Annotated in this window: 13 protein-coding genes and 1 pseudogene; 6 read left to right on the top strand and 8 right to left on the bottom strand. The window is 68.1% G+C overall.

The features are described 5' to 3' along the window. Positions 1–165: 165 nt before the first annotated feature. Positions 166–453 carry a hypothetical protein gene (locus ACZ466_RS21240; protein ID WP_378284494.1) on the top strand — a complete coding sequence of 96 codons (288 nt, stop codon included), beginning with the start codon at positions 166–168 and terminating at the stop codon, positions 451–453. Positions 454–492: 39 nt separating this feature from the next. On the opposite strand, the pseudogene ACZ466_RS21235 reads toward ACZ466_RS21240, so the two are convergent. From ACZ466_RS21235 to ACZ466_RS21225, 3 genes and pseudogenes are all read right to left on the bottom strand, one after another. After that, positions 493–618: pseudogene (locus ACZ466_RS21235) on the bottom strand (sigma factor-like helix-turn-helix DNA-binding protein); the annotation flags it as partial. A 398-nt stretch (positions 619–1,016) separates the two neighbouring features. Further along, positions 1,017–1,268: a DUF397 domain-containing protein gene (locus ACZ466_RS21230; RefSeq protein ID WP_378284495.1), complete on the bottom strand. Its 252-nt coding sequence runs from the start codon at positions 1,266–1,268 to the stop codon at positions 1,017–1,019. Beyond that, positions 1,259–2,059 carry a helix-turn-helix domain-containing protein gene (locus ACZ466_RS21225; RefSeq protein WP_378284496.1) on the bottom strand — a complete coding sequence of 267 codons (801 nt, stop codon included), beginning with the start codon at positions 2,057–2,059 and terminating at the stop codon, positions 1,259–1,261. The genes ACZ466_RS21230 and ACZ466_RS21225 overlap by 10 nt, the downstream gene beginning before the upstream one ends. A gap of 139 nt (positions 2,060–2,198) precedes the next feature. Here ACZ466_RS21225 and ACZ466_RS21220 point away from each other — a divergent pair, with 139 nt between their 5' ends. Then, entirely contained in the window at positions 2,199–2,597 is a 399-nt protein-coding gene (locus ACZ466_RS21220) for an ATP-binding protein (protein ID WP_378284497.1), read from the top strand. A gap of 268 nt (positions 2,598–2,865) precedes the next feature. Here ACZ466_RS21220 and ACZ466_RS21215 read toward each other — a convergent pair whose 3' ends face one another. The 5 genes from ACZ466_RS21215 to ACZ466_RS21195 all read right to left on the bottom strand — a co-directional run bounded on the left by ACZ466_RS21215 (position 2,866) and on the right by ACZ466_RS21195 (position 13,197). Then, on the bottom strand, positions 2,866–4,437 hold the full coding sequence (locus ACZ466_RS21215; protein ID WP_378284498.1) for a serine/threonine-protein kinase: 1,572 nt from the start codon (positions 4,435–4,437) through the stop codon (positions 2,866–2,868). A 112-nt stretch (positions 4,438–4,549) separates the two neighbouring features. Beyond that, positions 4,550–7,702, bottom strand: coding sequence for a type I restriction endonuclease subunit R (locus ACZ466_RS21210; RefSeq protein WP_378284499.1), 3,153 nt, complete (start codon positions 7,700–7,702; stop codon positions 4,550–4,552). A gap of 3 nt (positions 7,703–7,705) precedes the next feature. After that, entirely contained in the window at positions 7,706–9,025 is a 1,320-nt protein-coding gene (locus ACZ466_RS21205) for a restriction endonuclease subunit S (RefSeq protein WP_378284574.1), read from the bottom strand. Next, complete coding sequence (locus ACZ466_RS21200; RefSeq protein WP_378284500.1) at positions 9,025–11,028, bottom strand: type I restriction-modification system subunit M; 2,004 nt, start codon at positions 11,026–11,028, stop codon at positions 9,025–9,027. Before ACZ466_RS21200 ends, ACZ466_RS21205 begins: the two co-directional genes overlap by 1 nt. A 78-nt stretch (positions 11,029–11,106) precedes the next feature. After that, entirely contained in the window at positions 11,107–13,197 is a 2,091-nt protein-coding gene (locus tag ACZ466_RS21195; protein ID WP_378284501.1) for an N-6 DNA methylase, read from the bottom strand. Between the two features lie 129 nt (positions 13,198–13,326). On the opposite strand from ACZ466_RS21195, the gene ACZ466_RS21190 reads away from it, so the two are divergent. The 4 genes from ACZ466_RS21190 to ACZ466_RS21175 all read left to right on the top strand — a co-directional run bounded on the left by ACZ466_RS21190 (position 13,327) and on the right by ACZ466_RS21175 (position 19,795). Continuing rightward, positions 13,327–14,259 (top strand): exonuclease domain-containing protein, encoded by a 933-nt coding sequence (locus tag ACZ466_RS21190; RefSeq protein WP_378284502.1) that lies wholly within the window; start codon positions 13,327–13,329, stop codon positions 14,257–14,259. Between the two features lie 163 nt (positions 14,260–14,422). Next, positions 14,423–14,899 (top strand): DUF4352 domain-containing protein, encoded by a 477-nt coding sequence (locus ACZ466_RS21185; protein ID WP_378284503.1) that lies wholly within the window; start codon positions 14,423–14,425, stop codon positions 14,897–14,899. 193 nt (positions 14,900–15,092) lie between these two features. Next, complete coding sequence (locus ACZ466_RS21180) at positions 15,093–16,334, top strand: metallophosphoesterase family protein (RefSeq protein ID WP_378284505.1); 1,242 nt, start codon at positions 15,093–15,095, stop codon at positions 16,332–16,334. A gap of 5 nt (positions 16,335–16,339) precedes the next feature. Further along, entirely contained in the window at positions 16,340–19,795 is a 3,456-nt protein-coding gene (locus tag ACZ466_RS21175; protein WP_378284506.1) for an AAA family ATPase, read from the top strand. Positions 19,796–19,828 lie beyond the last annotated feature (33 nt).

The following is a 19,828-nucleotide window of genomic DNA, read 5'->3' as shown; positions in this document are numbered from 1 at the left end:
ACAACTCTGCCCCAGGAACTCGACAAGATCATTGACCAGGAGTGCACTGTTGGTTGATCGGCAGTGCACCCGACGCCATATCCAGGGAATCCGCCTCTTGGCGACCGTCCGACAACTCCATGTGATCCCGGATCACGCTGCCGTAACAGCCGCCTGCGCCTGCCTTTGCTGCGCCTGCCCGACGAGGAGACGGTCTTCCTCTTCACGCTGCTCAGAACCGCCTCACCCGGAGCCGAGAACCCGCAGGACATGGTGGAGGCCAACCGTTCCCTCTACCTGCGCGCCCAAGCCGTCGGGGGTTACCAGTACCCGGTCGGCTCCATACCGACCACGGCTGAGGAGTGGCGCGCCCACTACGGCCCCGCATGGGCCGCCTTCAAGACGGCCCGTGAACGCTACGACCCCGACGGAATCCTCACTCCAGGCCAGGGCGTCTTCCCTCCGGGACCGTGAAGTCCGCAGCCGGATCACCCGTGCCGAGTCAAGGGCGCGGTGTTGCAGGACCTTCGCGTTGCCGACGCTGGCTTCGAGCGCCGCCGCTGCCTGCCGGAGCGTACGGCTCTGCAGGAAGCGCAGCTCCAGCACCGTCCGGTAGTGCGGGGGCCGGGCCGACCTCATCGGCAGCGGCTACACCGGCCGCCGCCCGCTCGATCAGGAGCAGGACGCCACGCTGCCTTGATCATCGCTTTTCACCGGTACTACCGGCACAACGTGCGCTTCCCCGATCCTTCCAGGCGCCACATCCACCAAGAAATGGTCGGCTTCGTGAACTCACTCGCGCACCTGGACTGGTCAGAGGCACCGTCCATAGGCAGGCCGCAAGATCAAGCATCGTCCCCGCGCTGACGGCGCCGCCCTGCGGGTGCTCGGGCTGGCGGGAGATGAGGAGAGGACGCCCGGAGGTTCTTGCGGACGGGCCGGGGCCATGGTTCCGGAGGCGCGGTGGTGCGGCGGGCCGTCCGGGTGGATGGACCCGCCGCGACTCTGCGTATGAGGGGCGAGGGATCGGCTGTGGGTCAGCGGGTCGTAAGGGCGGAGTTCACGGCGGTGCGTAGGGCCGTGCGGGTCAGCAGGAGGACGGGCCCGTCCGGGTCCTTACTGTCCCGCACCGCCACCACACCGGCCGCGTCCGCCAATTCGACGCAGTTCCCGCCGTTCTCGCCGCTGCGGCTGCTCTTGCGCCAGGAGAGCGCTGCTAGCTCCACGCAGTCCCCGCCGTTCTCGCCGCTGCGGCTAGCCTTGCGCCAGGTGAGGTTCGTCAGATCCATTTCTCCAGCGCCTCTTTCATCTTGTCCCGGGACATGTCTTCGGGGAGCGCCCTCGCGCGCAACTCTCTGAGAGATTCGGAGAGTTTGGCGAGGTCGGAGGGGGTGTCGGTCGTGATGCCTCGTACCGTCGTCTCCATGTAGGCGACCTCGCTCCGATCTTCCATGGTAGCCACCACGAAAGCGCCTCCCGTGCCTGCCGGACGCCCGTTGTTCTGGACGATCTGGATGGTGACGTTGGGAAGCTCGCTGAGGGTGATCAGGTGCTCTATCTGCTCGCGCATCACCTCGGGTGAGGTCACCAAGTAGTCGAGGACGTATTCGCTTAGGAGCGCGACCAGCGCCGTTGGGGGCGCGTCCTCGCGACTGAGGATGGCCTGACGTGCCATGCGTGCCTCGACGGCCTCGTTCGAGTTGAGGAAGCCGCGGGCGTAGGCCGGAGTCTGGAGTAGTCCGGGGACGATCGTGTGCTGCCAGGTGACGAGTTCTGCGGCGTCCGACTCGGTCTGGGGCCAGTCGAACCAGATCGGTACCGGGTGGCCGTCCCGATTCAGGTCCTCCCACAGGTTGAGGAGCGATCCGCCCGCCTCCAGGTAGTCGTCCACGAGCTCCACGAAGGCGCGGGTGGCGCGCTTCTTGCCGTTCTCGATCCGGCTGACCTGAGCAGGGCTGACCTTTGTGAGGTGAGCGATCGTGTCTTGAAGGACGTCTTTGGCTTCTCGTAGTCGGCGCATCTGGCGGCCGAAGGCCACGAGCGCGGGGGACTCGTTGGGACGCTGACGCCGTGCTGGCATGCTCACTTACCTTTCTCGGCAACTTGCATCCACTGCCTGTGCCCTTGCTGCCGCGTTCCGCTTTCGAGCGGCATGCCAAATCTAACTCCGAAAGTGACTGAATGTGTGGTGTTCGCCACGCAACGTGAGGAGAAGGATCATGGGCCAGGCGGCGTGCCACGAGAACGAGATGGTGGTGAAGCAGGACCCGAAGGTCGTTGCGGAGGTGCGGCGGTTCGTGCGGCTGGTCACCGGTCAGTGGGACATGGACGACTTTGCGCCCTGCCTGGTGGCGAGTGAGTTGGTCACCAACGCCCTGCGCTACGCGTCCGCGTCGGACGGCGATGTGACGTTCCGGATCGGACGCACCGAGGACGGCGCGCTGTGGATGGAGGTTCAGGACGCGACCTGCGACCTCCCGCACATGCAGGAGAGCGACACCATTAGCGAGGCGGGCCGGGGCCTGTTCATCGTCGACCAGTACTGCCGCTGCTGGGGCGTCCGCCCTCTGGCCGGCAACGTCGGCAAGGTCGTCTTCGCGGTCCTTGACGCCTCATGAAGACCAGCGGAGGGGCGGTTCCCCCCCGTCCGCCCCTCCGCTACCTACCGGCCGGGCCCGCCCCCTGCCGAGGCCCGTACCGCATCGGAGTTCATCGCCCTGGGGTCCTGGGCCTGCTGGGTCGCCGGCCTCCTGGGGCAGGCCGTCCCGGCAGGTTCTTGGGGTTCCTCAACCAATGGATGTCGCGGAGAAGACGCCCGTGATCACTCCCCCGTGGAGAAGTCGGCCGCTCGCCGGACGTGGGCACTTCCCGTCCGCTCGCGGCGGTCTATCGGGACGTGGAGAGGCGGATGCGGGTGAGGAGGTCGGCGATTTCGCGGGTGCGTTCGTCGTCGGGGCCGTTGATGACGAGGTGGTCCTGGTGGAGGGACTCGAAGACGTTCTCGGCGGCGGCCTTGTCACCGGCCGAGAACAGGAGCAGGCCGATGCTGTACCGGATGTCGAGGGCGAGTTCGCTGGCGTGGCTGCCCACGGCGGCGACATCGTCGAGGAGGCGGCGGAACTGGTCGAGCGCGACGGTGTTCTGGCCGAGGTTGGCGCGGCAGTGGGCGGCGTAGCGGCGGGATTCCAGCGCGCGGTCACTCGACGGCCCGGCGGTGCGGGCATAGGCATCGGCCAGGGCGTCGAACTCCGGGAGGGCCGTCCGAGAGTCTCCGCCAAGGAAGAGGATCAGCGCGCGATGGAAGCGGAGCTTGAGCAGGTCCGGGCTTTCGGAGCCCAGCATCTTGGCGGCAGGGCCGATGACCGCTTCGACGACGTCGGCCGCCTGCGCGAAGCGGTCGTAGCCGAGGAGTTCGGTGGAGCGCTTGAGCGCGTCGTCGATGGCGTTCCGGAGTTGGGTCGGCGGCGTGGTCGGTGCATGCGGCACGGTCGGCGGCGTCGCGACGGGAGGTTGCCGGAGCGTGCGGCGGCGAGGAGCGTTCGGCTGCCGGTACAGGAGCGTCGGGTCGGGCATCGTGCCGAGCCGCCGGCTCGTGGCGAGCGCCGGCGAGCCGGGCGACGGCAGGAACGGCAGCAGGCGCTCGTAGACGGCGTAGGCGTCGGCCGGTCGCTGTTCGGGCTTCTTGGCGAGCAGGGCCAGGACCAGTTCTTCAAGCTCTGCCGGCACGTCCGGACGCAGCTCGCGTAGCGGTTGCGGGCTGGCGGTGATGTGCTGCTGCCAGAGTTCGTACTGGCCGTCGCCGGTGAAGACGGGCCTCCCCGACACCAGTTCGTGCAGGACACAGCCCAGCGCGTACAGGTCGCTCTGCGGGGTCACCTGGGCGGCGTTGACCTGCTCGGGGGACATGTACCGGCTGGTGCCCATCGGGCTGCCCGTGACCGTGATCTTGGTGATGTCGCGGCGGAGGATCGCGGCGATGCCGAAGTCGAGGACCTTGACAGTGCCGTCATCGGTCACCAGGACGTTGTCGGGTTTCAGGTCGCGGTGGACGACCGGGATCGCGTGCGCGTGGGACAGGACGGTGGCGATCTGCGCGCCGACCGCGGCGGCCCAGGCGATTGGCAGCGGGTCGGCTGGGTCGATGTAGGAACGCAGGTTCCGGCCCTCGATGTACTGCATCACCAGGTAGAGGCGATCCGCGGAGTCGGCGTCCAGGACGGCGTCATACACCTGGGGAACGCCGTGGTGCTGGATGCGTGCGGTGACGCGCGCCTCGCGGCGGAACCGTTCGGCCAGGTCGGCGATGTGCTCCGGAGACAGCAGCATCTCGGGGCGGATGGCCTTGACGGCGACCTCACGGTCCAGGACCGAGTCATAGCCGCGCCAGATCATGCCCATGCCCCCGGAGCCGATCTGCTCGATCAGTTCATAGCGGGTGGCAATGGTTCTGACCGGCATCCTTGCTCCGAGTGCGATCGCTTTTGTCCGATGTGGTCAGTGTTGCGGTGGCGGAGATCGGCTGTCCAGCCGTCCTCCGATTCGCTCGGTGAACGGCCGGACAGGCAAGCGATCAGGCGACTCCGGCCTGTTCGCGCAGAAGTTGCCATGCCGCGCGGCGGGCGCGGCTGTTGAGGGACGACTTGAACTCGGGGTCCGAGCCGAAGTACTTCTGGCCGAGGGTGGCGATGGTGTCGACGTGGTCCATCATCTTCTCCTCGAATTCCTTGTCGAAGACGACGCCGAAGTTCTCCAGGTCGTTGGCGACCGCGGCCTGTTTGACCTTCGGTTCGGCCATCGCCTCCTCGAACGGCCGGACGAAGTCCTCTTCGGTGAAGTCCGTGCCGAACTTGGCGTTGAACTTCTCGATCAGCTCCGCCAGCGGCGACTTCTCCGGCTCCTTGGCGCCGCTGGCGCCGTCGCCGAAGCCCTTGACCACCGTGGCGCCCTCAGGGCCAAGGCTCAGGTTGTGCTCGCCGGTCTTGTCCACCCGCATGTGGGTGAGGTCGACCTCGCCGATGTCGACACCGCCGTCGGCACGCCTGGGAAGCCGGTTGAGCAGGTGCCGCCCGTACAGGTGGAGGCGTTCGAGTTCGGCGTCGCGGTACGGGACGATCTGCGAGAGGAACCCGTACTTACGAACGTAGTCGTTCAGGTTCGCGCGGAAGTCCTCGGCGGTCTCGTGGTCGTCGTCGTCCTCGCTGTCGATCAGTGCGGTGAAGCGCTCGACGGCCGGGTTGAGCAGCCGGTACAGCTCGGCGTGCAGCTTCTCCCAGCGTGAGGCCGAGCCGCCGGCCTTCTCCTCGGCTTCGAGGTAGGCGCGCGCGAACTCGTCCATTTCCGTGTTGGCGAGGATCTGCGCCGACATGACCCGGCTCTGCGCGGTGTAGAGGAGGTTCGGGTCCGAGGGGAGGGTCATCGCCTCCTCGTAGTACGGACGGAAAGCGTCCTGGATGTCCTCGGCGTCGTTGAGGAAGTCCACGACCGCCAGGTCCGTCTGGCTCTTGCGGTCGGCGGTGCGGTTGAGCCGCGACAGCGTCTGGACAGCTGCGATCCCCGACAGCGTCTTGTTCACGTACATCGTCGTCAGCAAAGGCTGGTCGAAGCCGGTCTGGTACTTCTCGGCGACGACGAGGATCCGGTACTCGGGCTTTCCGCGTCCGCCCGTCTGCGTGGCCAGGTCGTCGGCCCGCGTGTACGCGAACGCCTTGGGCAGGGCGCTCTCGGGCAGGCCGCCGTTCTCCTTGGACTCGGTGACCTCTTCCTTCTCGTAGGTGAGGGAGCCGGAGAACGCCACCAAGACACCGATGCCGTATCCCATGTCCTCGATGTGCTGCTTGATCGCGCGAGACATCTGCACGGCGCTCTTTCGGGACGCGGTCACCACCATGGCCTTGGCCCGTCCGCCGAGCCGTCCCTGGGTGTGCGCCCGGAAGTGCTCCACGATGATCTTCGCGTGCTGCGCGACGGTCGAGGGATGCGTCACCGCGTACCGCGCCAGCAGCGCGTTCGCCTTGGACGGGTCGACCTCGCGCTCGTCGGGGTTGTTGTTGACGAGTTTCCAGTACGTGTCGTAGGTGACGTAGTTGCGCAGCGGGTCGAGGATGAAGCCCTCCTCGATCGCCTGCCGCATCGAGTAAGCGTGGAACGGCCGGTACGTCGGCTTGCCTTCCACGGTGCCCAGCGTTCCGAACAGCTCCAGCGTCTTGCTCTTGGGCGTGGCCGTGAACGCGAAGTAGGACAGGTTGGACGCCTGCGAGCGCTGCGCGGCCTTGTGTTCCAGCTTGGCCTCGACCGTCGTGGCGCCCTCATCGTCGGAGTCGGCGTCCAGGCCCAGATCGCGCAGTGCGGCCTTGACCGCCGTCGCCGCGTCCCCGGACTGGGACGAGTGCGCCTCGTCCACGACGATCGCGAACCGGTGACCGGCGATCTCGGTCGGGTTGCGCCGCAAGAAGTCGATCAGCGCCGGGAACGTCTGCAACGTCACCGTGATGATCTTCCCGGACTGCTGCGACAGCGCCTTGGCGAGCTGCTCGGACTTGGCGCCGACCTTCTCGTCGATCTTCACTACGAGCCCGGCCGTCTGCTCGAACGCGCCGATCGTCTCCCGCAACTGGGCGTCCAGGTTCCGCCGGTCGGTGATGACGATGATCTTGTCGAAGACCGGAACCCCCGGCTCGACACCGCTCGCCACCGCCTCCGGAGCCAGGCCCGCCGCGTCCACGGACGTGTGCAGCGACGACAACCGGTGCGCCAGCCACGCGATGGTGTTCGACTTGCCCGACCCGGCGGACGCCATGACCAGGTAGTTGTGACCAGCCCCGGAGCGGGCGGCGTGCGCGGTGAGCTTCTTCACCACGTCCCACTGGTGGTAGCGCGGGAAGATCAGCGTCTTGCTCGTACGGCCGCCGGCGCTCTTGGTCTTCTGCTCGTGGACGAACCGCTGGAGCAAGTCCAGCCAGGTGTCCGGCTCCCAGATCCGCGTCCACAGATAGGAGGTCGAATACGTCCCCGGCTCGACCGGCGCCGGATTGCCCGCGCCGCCGGGCTGGCCCGGCCCATCGGACCCGGTGTTGAACGGCAGGAACCGCGTCTTCTGGCCCCGCAACTGCGTCGCGACGAACACGAGATCGGGATCGACGCAGAAGTTCGCCACCACCCGCTGCCGGAAGATCAGCTCGCTCGGGTCGCGGTCGCTGCGGTACTGCTGCTTCGCCTGCTCCACGCCCTGCCCGGTCAGCGGGTTCTTCAGCTCGGCCGTCGCGACCGGAATCCCGTTGACGAACAGCGCCAAGTCGAGCCGGTTTCCCTTGTCGGCCTGCTTGGTCGCGTACTCCAACTCGCGCACGACCGTCAGCCGGTTGGCCCGGTACTCGTCCAGGACGGAGTCGTCCAGCACAAGGTTCGGCTTGAAGTACGCGACGCGGATCAGGACACCCCGGTCCTTCACGCCCTTGCGGAGGACGGTGAGCACCCCGTCCTCGGCGATCGCCTTGTCGAGCCGCTTGGCGAAACCGAGCTGCGCGGCCTCGGTGCTATTCCCGTAGAGCATGACGAGCCGCTCCCACTCGTCGCCCTGGGTGTCCCCGATGAAAGTGAAGAGCTGCCGCGTGTCCAGCCCCACTTCTGGCCGGTAGTCGCGCGGATCGCCTTCCTCCCAGCCGCCCTTGAGCATCGCCGCGACGATCGCATCCCCGAACGCCCTCTCGTCATGCACCGGACTCATGCCCTACTCCGTAACCCCACGACCGGATGCCGTGGACACATCGAACTGCCCCGTAACCGCCGCCGTAATCAACGCCCGCCGCCGTTCTGCCAGCAGCTCTACCTGGCGACTGAGATTGTCGACGGCCTGATTTATTCTTCCAGACGTCGCGCGGATCTTTTGGACAATCTCGGTTTGCTGATGTATTGAGGGAATTGGAACTCTAATAGAGTACAAGTCTGGCATGAAGACCGTTACGTTTGTTGTTCCGACCTGTACGCTTTCGAAATATTGACGCATTGATCGAAGAAGGTAGAGAAGATATGCTGGCGCCAATCTGCTGCCGCATGTCCATGTAACGAAATGTTGACTGACGGCCATTTCCTTTGCCATGATAGTGGAGAAGCCGACAGATGCCGTGCGAGACAGCACTACTGTTCCTGCTGGATGGATGCACGCCGACGAGTTGTCGATGCCAAGTTGGCTGATCTGCTGCTTCGTCTCATGCAGGTACTCCTGGCGTGGATTTCTCATTGAGCCGACATCAAACAACGAGATCCACGGTATGTTGCAGTTCTCCCAGTACTCGGGACGCGTCCTGCTGGGCGTGTGCCCACTTCCCAGTTTTGCGACTTGATTGAGTTTGACGATAGGCCAGTTGTCGGGAAGGCAGTCCACCCATCCAAGGCTTCGGGGTGACTTAGGCAACGAAGTGTTCTGTCCGGTGACGCCATTGTAGATCGAAGCCCATCGTCGCTCTTCTAGCAGGTCGATCGTTCGCCTGGACACGCTCATAACCTGGTCGATCCGAGCGGTCTCGGCGTCGAGGAAGTCGGTGATCCGCCGTTGTTTTTCCAAGGGCCAGAGGGGAATTTTGAAGTCGCGGATTTTGCTGCTGCTGGTGGAAGCAAGGTTGGTCGTTTTGGTCCCAGTGCTCTCGAAATAGTGGCGCGCGTAAGCGGACTGCGTCAGGTAGGCCAGGTAGTCAGGGTCCAGGCGAGGGTTAGGGCGGACCGCGAAAACATGGTTCTGGTGCAGGCAGACGGGTATTTCACTGCGCCAGACGGTTCCCCGGCCGAGTTTGTCGAGGTCGCCACCTTCGGTCATCAGGACGTCGCCCGGCAGGAGCGTCGCCGTTGCGGCGGTGGTACGTGAGACGGTGATCTCGGTGACCGAGTCCAAGGCGAGGCGTCCCGCCTGGACGTTCGCGACTCGCAGATACGGCAGGGTGACTTTGTCCTCGGTGTGTTGGCGGGACGCGTCGACCGTGATGCCCGACTGGACACGGGCCAGATAACCCAACCGGACGAGCGGGGCCGAAGTTCCAGCGGGGAAAGTGAGCATCACGCGGTTACCTCGCTGAGGAGGGTCTGGATTTCGGCTTCGAGGGCCTTCAACTCGGCGTCGATCTGCGACAAGGGGCGTGGGGGTTTGTAGACGTAGAAGTAGCGAGTAACCGGGATCTCGTAGCCGGTCTTGGTTTTGGTGTGGTCGATCCAGGCGTCGGGGACGTGTGGGAGGACCTCGCGCTTGAGGTACTCCTCGACGTCCTCGTCCAGGGGTACGTTCTCGTAGTCGCGGAGGTCGGTGTCGGGTTCGATGACGCCCTTGCGCACCATCTGAATCTCGCCTTCGGGGTCGCGGACGCCGATGGCGTCGCGGACGGCCTTGGCGAATGGGGCGCCGGGCTGCCACTGGAGGCCGGCCTCCACGACGGCACCCATGAGGGCGTCCAGTGCCTCGACCTTGGTCGGCCAGGTGGTACCGAGGAGCGGGCGCACCGCGTTGATGAAGGCTTCCGCGTCGCCGAGCTTCTGGACCTGCTTGGTCGCCTCAAGCGCCGCCAAGGTCTCGTCGGTCAGCTCGAAGCGCAGCTTGAGGGGGCGTTCGACGGTGATGCGGCGGTAGCCGAAGTCCCGGTTGCGGAAGACCTTCACCTTGCCGTGCAGCGGGTGTTCGGGGTCGCCGGCGACCTCCAGGGCTTCGCCGTAGAGCCGGGTGATCTCAGCGATGTGGTCGGGGCGGCCGTCCTGGCCGTCGCCGATCTCCTTGCGTTTGTCGCCGAGGGACTTGCGCATCTTCTGCCAGTAGTCCCGGGCGTCCAGCAGGATGACCTTGCCCTCGTGGTCCTCGTGCTTGCGGTTGGTGACGATCCAGAAGTACGTCGAGATGCCGGTGTTGTAGAAGAGCTGGTCGGGCAGGGCGACGATCGCCTCCAGCCAGTCGTTCTCGATGATCCACTGGCGGATGCGGGACTCGCCGGACTCGGCGGCGCCGGTGAACAGCGGGGAGCCGTTGAAGACGATCGCGATGCGGCTGCCGCCGGCCTCCCGCGGTTTCATCTTCGAGATCATGTGCTGGAGGAACAGGAACGAGCCGTCGTTGATGCGCGGGAGCCCGGCACCGAAGCGTCCGGACTCGCCGAGCGTGTCGTACTCGTGCTCGATCTCCTCCTTGACCTTCTTCCACTCGACGCCGAACGGCGGGTTGGCCAGCAGGTAGTCGAACTTGGTGTTGCGGTGGCCGTCGTCGCTGAAGGAGTTGCCGAACGCGATGTTGTCCGGTTCCTGGTCCTTGATCATCAGGTCGGACCGGCAGATGGCCCACGACTCGGGGTTGAGTTCCTGCCCGTACACCTCGACGGTCGCGTCCGGGTTGAGGGAGGTGATGTACTCGTGGGTCGTGCTGAGCATGCCGCCGGTGCCGCAGGCCGGGTCCAGCACCCTGCGGACGATGCCGGGGACGCTGAGCGCGTCGGCGTCCGGCGCCACCAGCAGGTTGACCATCAGCTTGATGACCTCGCGCGGCGTGAAGTGCTCACCGGCCGTCTCGTTGGACAGCTCGGAGAAGCGCCGGATGAGGTCCTCGAAGAAGTAGCCCATGGCGTGGTTGGACACCACGTCGGGGCGGACGTCCAGGTCGGCGAAGCGTCCGACGACCTTGTAGAGCAGGTTCGCGCCGTCCAGGCGCTTGATCTGCTGGGCGAACTCGTACTTCTCCAGCACCTCCCGCGCGTTCGGGGAGAAGCCCGCGATGTACTTGGCGAGGTTCGTCGCCGCGTGCTCCGGGTCGTTGGCGATCTTCGCGAGGGTGTAGGCGGTGACGTTGTAGAACGACTGGCCCGACGCGCGGCGGAGGAACCGGTCGGTGTCGATGTCCTTGCCCTTGAACCGCTCCACGGTCTCCTGGACGGCCGCCCGGGTCGGCTCCAGGACGGTCTCCAGCCTGCGCAGCACGGTGAAAGGCAGGATGACCTTGCCGTATTCCGACTGCTTGAAGTCGCCGCGCAGCAGGTCTGCGACCGACCAGGCGTGGTTCACCAGTTCGGTGTGCTTGCTCGGATTCAAGGGGTTCCTTCCGGGGGTTGCGGGCCGCGGGGCAAGGGCTATCAAGTCTGGTTCATGAGAGCCGGGTGGCGCCGGTCGTCATGGCAACTCGGCTCCGTGGGGAAGCAGTGCTCCGCTGCTGAGGGCGGTGGCCATGAGGTCGGCCATCTCGTCGGCGCACGTCGCCGCGTTCCGCGCGCTGGCCCTGAGGTCGTGGAGTTTCCGGAACGCCTGGCCATATGCGGTCTGCTCGTCCAGCGGGAGCAAGGGGACGCGCAGCCGTGACGCCACGAGTTGGTGCGTGGAGCTGCCGGTCGTCGCCTGGCTGACGTTGTCGGGCGCGCTGACGAATCCGGCGAGGAACCACGGATTGAGGCGTGCGGGGTCGGGCCTGAGCAGGAACACGCCGTTGCCGAGCAGGCATCCGGCGTCGTCGTCGCCGGCCACGCGGGTCGCGACGCCCTGCGGGCCGACGACCTGGGTGATCAGGACGTCTCCCGCCTCGATGACGACCGGGTCGGCCAGGCGCGTCTCGCGTGTGTCGCCGCCGGCACGCGTCCCGCCGAGCAGGTCACGTGCCCGGAGTACGGGACGATCCGCGAGATCGGTGGGCGGGGTGTCGGCAGAGGCGGCCCGCGTTCCACGATGGACGGCGAGCGCGCCGCCGCGAGCGAGGTCGGCGACCGTGGCGCTGCGCCAGGTGCGGCTTGCCTCCCCGGCCGAGGCCAGCGGCCCGATCTCGCTCGCCTCGGTCAGCGCGGCCACGTCCGCCTTGAGACGCTCGGCGAGCTCGAGGACGTCGCGCAGGGCCGCGTCCGGAGTGACCATCGGCGCCGTGCGGACGTGCCGTGCCGGTGAGAGGTCGACGAGGTCGTCCAGGAGGTCGATCGTCGGCACCGCGCGGGCGGTCCCCGGGACCTCGGTGAACTCGGTCGGCGCGACGAACGCCTGCCACGTGCTGAGGACTGTTGCGTGGAGCCTGCCCGTGTCCGATGTCCTGCCTTGGCCGGAGGGCTCGTCCGCGGCGGCTTCGTCGGAGGCGTCCATCAGCAGGACCCGGTCCTGGCCGGGGCGGCCGGCTTCAGAGCGTCGCAGGATCCACAGGTGAAGCCCGATGTGGTGCGGGACGGCAAGGCCGGGCGGGAGCGCGATGATCGCGCACAGCGCCCCCTGCCGCAGCAGTTCGGCCCGGATGCGTCGGCCGGACGATCGTGACGCGGTCGCCGGCGGGAGCAGCAGCACGGCGTGGCCGCCCTCGGCCAGATGCGCCAAGGCGTGCTGGACCCAGGCGAGTTCGGGTTCTGAGCGCGGTGGCACGCCGTAGGCCCATCGCGTGTCGAGCGCGAGTTCATCGTGCCCCCAGTCGCGGTCGCCGTAGGGCGGGTTGCATACGACGGCGTCCACGTGCAGGCCGGGGAAGGCGTCGTGGCGCAGGCTGTCGCCGGTCCTGACGTCCACGGAGACCTTGGGCGCCGTCTCGGCCAGCCGGGTCTTCGCTTGAGCCGCCGTGACGGGACGGTACTCCTGGCCGTGCACGCCGGCGCCGGGCGTGAGGGCGGCCGCGGTCGCGGCGAGGAGGCGTCCGCTCCCGCAGGCCGGGTCGAGGACGCTGCGGACGCGCGGGCCTCCGGATGTCGCCAGCCCGGCCATCAGGTCGGCGAGCACCTCCGGCGTCAGATGCGTTCCGCGGATGCCGAGCGGCGCATCGGTGTGTTCCTCGAGCACGTCGAAGACGGCGAGCGGGCCTTCCTCGTGCGTCACGTCCGCCGCCGATCGCAGGAGCGTGGCGGGGACGTCCACATGGCCCGAGCCGCCGGGACCGGTCGAGGAGACCGCTTGCGTGTACATCGCGGTCAGTTCATCGTCGTCCAGGGTTGCGGTCTGGGCGCGCTTCCTGGCGTCCAGACCGGCCAGGTGCGCGGTGAACAGCGCCACGGCCCCGGCCTCGCACGGCGTGCGGCCGTGCAGGTGCGCCCGCAGGTCGTCCCTGGACGAGCGCGCGGGAAGGCGGCCCCGCGCGGCGAGCCACGCCTCGATCCGCCGCCGGTCGTAGCTGGGGCTGGCCTCCGTTCCGCCGCTGGGCTGCGGAAAGTCGGGGTGACGCCGGCGCCAGTTGCTCACGGTCGCCCGCGTCACGCCGGCGAGCCGGGAGATCTCGGCGGCGGTCAGCTGCTCGCTCTGCGAAGCCATCGAACGTCCTCACTTGCTTTCGGAAGCATCGCCACTATACATCATCCAATCGCGGCAACTTGTTTGACAGTGCTTTCACATCATGCTCTCATGGTCGTGCTTTCAATGGCTCGGGGTGAGGAGTGACGGATGACGAGCTGGGTGGCGATCGACTTCGAGACGGCCAACGCCCTGCGGGCGAGCCCGTGCTCGGTGGGGATGGTCAAGGTGAAGGGCGGGCGGATCGTCGAGGAGTGGTCCTCGTTCATCAAGCCCCCGGACGGACACGACCGCTTCGACGCCTTCAACGTCGGCGTCCACGGCATCACGGCCGACCGCGTCAGGGACGCCCCCGGCTGGCCCGAGACGCTGGAGCGCATCGTCGGGTTCGCCGACGGCATCCCCTTCGTGGCGCACAACGCGGCCTTCGACATCGGGGTTCTGGCCGGCGCGTGCGAGGCGAGCGGCCTGCCCGTCCCCGACCTCCGGTTCGCCTGCACACTCGTGGTCGCCAGGCGCGCCTGGACCGGCCTTCTCGCCTACAAGCTCCCGGTGCTCGCCGACGCCCTGGGCATCGAACTGCCGCGCCACCATGACAGCGGCGACGACGCGCGGGCGGCGGCCCAGGTGATGCTGGCCGCCTTGAAGCGGCAGGGCACGGCCGCCCTCGGCGACCTCCTCGCCGCCCACCAGATCACGATGGGCTCCTACCGCGGCGGTGTCCGCCAGGGGTGCAGGTACCGGGGTGCCGCACCGCGCGCCCCGTTTCCCGGCGCCGATCCCGACGCCGACCCCGACAACCCGTTCTTCGCGCTCACCGTCTGCTTCACCGGATCACTGCCGGGCATGACCCGGGCGGCGGCCGCCGGACGGATCGCCGCTCTCGGAGCCCGGACCGTCCGCGACGTCACCGCGGCCGTCGACCTGCTGGTGGTCGGCGGCATCCAGCCCCACCAGCTCGCCCCGGGGGCGAAGAAGACCGGCCGGCTCGCCAAGGCCGAACGTCTCCGCGACTCCGGCCAGGACATCACGGTCATCGACGCCGAAGAGTTCTACCAACTCCTCGCGGTCGTCGAGGGCTGACCAACCCCGCGAAGGCCTTCCGACCTCAGCATCCCCCCGGATGCGCGCCGCCGCCGGCTCGACCACTCCACGCCGGTCGGGCGCCGGCGGGCGGCGCACCTTCCACCGCGACCCGAACCGGTGACGCGCCATGCAGAGCGCGCCCGGCCACCAAGGAGCACCCATGCGCAAGATCATCGCCTGCCTCGGCGCCGTCGCCGTCCTCACCGCCGGCTGCGACCTCGAGCAGGACCCGGTCGCCGTCCAGCCCGCCGCCCCCCGCCAATCCGCGGGCAAGAGCGGTGCCGCGCCCAAGGGCACGACCTTCCCGATCAAGCTCACCGCCAAGCGGGCGCGCGCGAGCAGGAGCGTCCTGAGCGACGGCGGCGCCCTGTCCTGCGTCAAGGTCACCGTCACCAACCAGACCAAGAAGCAGCTCGAGGTCAACCCGCTCTACTTCTCGATCACCGACACCCGCGACACCAAGCACGACAGCGGCTCCGCCCTCGGCGAGTACGAGGGGCAGATCGCCACCACCGAACTCGCCCCCGGCGAGAAGGCCACCGGCCTCGTGTGCGCCAAGGGCGACTTCCGGCCAAAGATCGTCGCGATGACCAGTCCCCTGTTCAACGAGGCCGCACGCGCCCAGGTCGCCTCCTGAAAGGCGACGAAGGCCGAAGAAAAGGGCGGTCCCCGATGCGAGAAACCGCTTTATGGCCCCTACCTCCCCGCATGGCGACGTTTTCGTCACTTCGATCAGACAAGTCACAACACGCGGCTACCGTTCCTGAGGTCACTGGAGTCCCAGGACCATCCCGGCATCGGTCGCCGGGTCTCCCACGAAAAGGACGAGCATGAAGAAGATCCTGCATGCCGCCGATCTTCACATCGACAGTCCGCTGCGGGGCCTGTCCCGTTACGAAGGAGCCCCCGAGGACGATCTGCGGCTGGCGACCCGGAGAGCCCTCGACAACCTCGTCCGGCTCGCGACCGACCTGTCCGTGGACGCCGTGCTCCTCGCCGGCGACGTGTACGACGGGGACTGGAACGACTACCAGACCGGCCTCTACTTCAGCCGGCAGATGGCATTCCTCAGGCAGGCCGGCATCCCCGTCTACATGGTCTCCGGTAATCACGACGCGCAGAACCGCACGATGCGCACGCTCAAGTTCCCCGACAACGTGCACGTCTTCGCGACGGAGAAGCCCGAGACCATCCGGAACGAAGAGGCGGGGCTCGCCGTTCACGGCCAAGGCTTCGCCCGATGGGACCTTGGCGACAACCTCGCCGCCGGTTATCCGACCCGAGACGGCGGCCTGTTCAACGTCGGACTGCTGCACACAGGTCTGGAGGGCGGCCACTCCGATCACAAGCGGTACGCGCCCTGCACCGTCGCGGATCTCCAGGCGCGGGACTACGACTACTGGGCGCTCGGCCACATCCACACTCAGCAGATCGTCAGCCGGGAGCCGTGGATCGTCTACCCCGGCAACATCCAGGGACGGCACGCCCGCGAGACGGGTCCGAAAGGCTGCGTCGTCGTCACCGTGGACGGCGAGCTCCGGGTCGCGTCCGTCGAGCACCATGACCTCGACACCGCCCGCTGGGAACGCCTCGACATCGACGTCACGGGCCGCGACGACATCGACCAGGTGCTCAGCCTCGTCGAACAGGGCTTCCAGAAGATCCCGGAGGAGAGGCTGACCGCCGTCCGCGTCACCCTCAGCGGTGCGACGTCCGCGCACGCCGCACTGTGGCGGGACCGCGAACAGATCCTCAACGAGCTCCGGGCCGCGGCCGGTCACCACCCGAACCTGTGGCTGGAGAAGATCAAGATCCGCACGTCCGGGGAAGACGGCGCCGACGTGGGCGGGGGCGCCTCCGGGATCCTGACCGACCTTCACCGCACCCTCTCCGTGCTCGGCATCGATCCGGACGGTCTCATGACCAGGCTCTCCGGCCACCCGCTCATCGGAAGGATCCCCGCCGAGATCAAGGGGCCGGAGGGCATCGCCCCGAACGACCCGGCATGGGTCGGGAACCTGGCCGACGAGGCCTACCAGCTCGTGGAGTCCCTGCTGCAGGAAGCGCGGTGACCGGAATGCGCATCGAACGTCTCGACCTCATCGCCTACGGCGCCTTCGACGGCCACAGCCTGAACGGTCTGGGCAAGCCCGGCGTCCATCTGGTCCACGGCCCCAACGAAGCCGGCAAGTCCACGGCACTGAGCGCTCTCGATCAGCTCCTGTACGGCATCCCCCACAACTCCCGGTACGCCTTCCGGCACGGGAACCGGACGCGGCTGGGTGCCCGGCTCTCGGCCGCCGACGGGGTGGCCCTGGAGATCGTCCGCCGCAAGAAGCGCAGGGACGACCTCGTGGACGGCGACGGAGACCCGCTCGGTGACGAGGCACTCGCCCCCTTCCTCGGCGGCGTCGACCGCAAGACCTTCACCACCGAGTTCGCTCTCAACAGCGAAGAACTCCGCGAGGGCGGGAAACTGCTCGCCTCAGGCCAGGGCGACATGGCCCAACTGCTTGCCGCCGCACGGTCGGGCATGCGCCTCAACGCCGTCCTCGACAAGATCGAGGCCCGTCAACGCGCGCTGTTCCTGAGGCAGGGGAAGAAGCCCGCGATCAATGCCTCGCTGGACCGGCTGGCGGGCGTCCGGAAGAGGTCCCGCGAGGCGACCCTTCACCCCGAGCAGTACCGGGACGCCGAACAGTCCGCCGCCGAAGCGGTGCGGCGCCTCGCCGAGACCGAGGCCGAGTTGCGGGACGCGAAGCGGCGACGGGACGCCAAGCACCGACTCCGGGAGAACCTGCCCGCGCTGACCCAGTGCCGCGATCTCGAACAGCAGGTCGAGGAGATCAGCGCCCAAGGGCCGGTGGCCCTCGACGACATCCGCGAGCAACTCCCCGAGCTGCTCAACCAGCGAAGCCGGCACAGGGGGGTGCGCTCGACGAACGCCGAACTCCTCGAGCGAGCCGAGCGGCAACTCTCCGAAACAGGGCAGGACGGCTCCCTCCTCCCGCATGCCGCCGCGATCGAACGGCTGGCCAGAGACACCACGGCGATCCTCGACGAGCTGGACCGGCGGAACTCGGCGTCCGACGAGATCGCCGGCAAGCGCGTCCACGCCGAATCGCGGCTGCGTACCGTTCACGGGCACGCGACCCTGGCCGACGAAGAGCTCTACCGGATCCCGGAAGCCCTGCGCGGGGAGGGGCAGGAGCTCCGGGACCGGGGCCGGACGCTCCGCGACGACCTCGATCACGCGCGGGACGCGGTGCAGCGATGCCGGGACAAACACGAGCGACTCCACAAAGAGCTCAGCGCCCTCCCGGCCGGCGAGGACATCTCGCGGTTGCAGAACGCGTACGCGTCGGTCCCCCCTGACCTGGCGGGGAAGCTGGCCGACACCGAGGCCACCGAGAAGAAGCTGGACCGCCGGTTCCGCCAGGCACGCAATCGGCTCGAACTGCCCGAACTGCGCCCTGACGGCGTCCTGGACCTCCGGCTCCCCGACCGAGAGCAGGTCACCGGAGCCGAGCGGGCCCTCCGCGACCTCGGGCAGCGTCTGCGCGATCGCGCCGGAGAACTCGACGGCGCGCAACGGCGACTGGCGAAGTGCCGGCGCGACCTCGATCGGCTCGTGACCGACGACGCGCCGCCGACACACGACGAGCTCCACGCGCGGCGCGCCGAGCGTGACGACCTCATCGCGGGACTCCCCGATGGTCCGAGCGCCATGGACTCGCTCAGAGAGGCCGTCCGGCGAGCCGACGACACCGCCGACCTGATGCTGCGGCATGCGGAGAGCGTCAACAAGCGGGCCGACCTCGCGCGCGAGATCACCGACCTGGAGGCCGCCGTGCCCGGCCATCAGAAGGCCGTGGACGACGTGCTCGCCGAGCAGGCGCTGGAGCAGCGGCGCTGGGAGACGCTGTGGGAGGGGTACCCGGCCCCGGCACCCGCCATCGAACAGGCGTCGAAGGTCCTGGACGACTTCGACCGGCTCCAGGCCGACGCGCAGGACCTCCAGGACGTCCGCATCGAACTGGAAGGCCGGCGTGAACGCCTCAACGCCCACACGGCCAGGCTCCAGCACCTGCTGCGCCTCGGTGAGGACTCGCCGGCCGGTCCCGGTACGGCCGAGACGTCCGCGATGTTCGCGGAGATGGTGGAGACGGCACGCGGACGCCTTCACGAACATGAGCAGATCACCCAGGACAGAGCAGCCGTACAGCGCGACCTGGCAGGCGCGGAAACCGACCTTGACGAGGCGGAATCCGCGAAGGCCGAAGCCGAAAGGGCCTTGGCCGTCCACGACGGGCAATGGCAACGGTTCCTGAGCGGCGCGGGCCTTGCCGCCGACCGCGACTTCGACGCCGCCCTCGCCGACCTGGAAAGCCTGTCCCATGTGGCGGCGGACGTCGACGCGGCGGAGGCGTTGGAGCGCAAGCTCCGCCAAGGCGAGCAGCGGATCTCCGAGTTCGGGAACCTGCTGGAGGACACGCTCAGCGCCTGCGGGCGGAGCGTCCCGGCGTCCACCACCGGCTGGCACCAGGCCATCGAAGCGGTGGCGCGGGAACTCCAGGAGCAACGGGACGGCGCGCAGCGGCGCAAGGACCTGCTCGAACACAAAGCCGACCTCGTCAAACGGGTCGGCGACGCGGAGGCCGAACTGAGCGGACTGGAAAGCCGCTTGCAGGACTTCTCCGCACGCCTCGGCCTGTCCTCGATCACCGAACTGGAGGCCGCCGCGCAGCGCGGCACCGCCCTCAGGGAGGCGTCCACCGCTCTCGCGAACATCCGGCGAACCCTTCCGGCAGGGCAGGAACTGGCCCTCCTCCGCGAGCAGGCGGAGAAGACGTCCACTGAGGAACTCGTCGACGAGCTGACCGAGCTCGACCGTCAGCTCGAGGAGCTGGAGGCGGCCAGAGCCACCTGCCTCGAACAGCGCCTGGCTCGGCGGCAGGTGCTCGACGGCCTTGACGGGGGCGCCGACGCTGCCCGCGCCGAGGCCGACATCGCCCAGATCTGTGCCGAACTCGCCGAGAACGCCGAGGAGTTCCTGCGCCTGGAGGCCGCCAAGATCGCCATCCATGCCTGCATGGAGGAGTACCGGAGCAGCGACCAGGAACCCGTCCTGGCGCAGGCCTCCGCGATGTTCACCCAGCTGACCCGCGGCCGCTTCGCCGGGCTTGAGATGTCCGACGAGGAGCCCCCGAGCATCCGCGCCAAGTCGTCCACGGGAACGCTGGCGCCCGCCGCCCTCAGCGAGGGCACCAGCGACCAGCTCTACCTCGCGCTGCGGCTGGCCACTCTCGAACGCCATGCCGCGGCCGGAAACGCCCTCCCGATCGCCGTCGACGACATCTTCATGACCTTCGACGAACAGCGCACGGAGGCGGCGCTGCGCGTCCTGGACGGCGTGGCGGACCGGTTCCAGGTCATCGTCTTCACCCACCACGAGCACGTGATCCACCGTGCCGCCAAGGAACTGCCTCAGGGGCGGTGCCACGTGCACCGGCTGCCCGTCCGGCCAGAATGACAACGTCGCGCCACCCGGGCGGGAGGACTTCGT

The sequence above is a fragment of the Actinomadura rugatobispora genome (assembly GCF_055379765.1).
The sequence above is the reverse complement of the archived record's forward strand: the minus strand, read 5'-3'. Positions and strand labels throughout refer to the sequence as shown.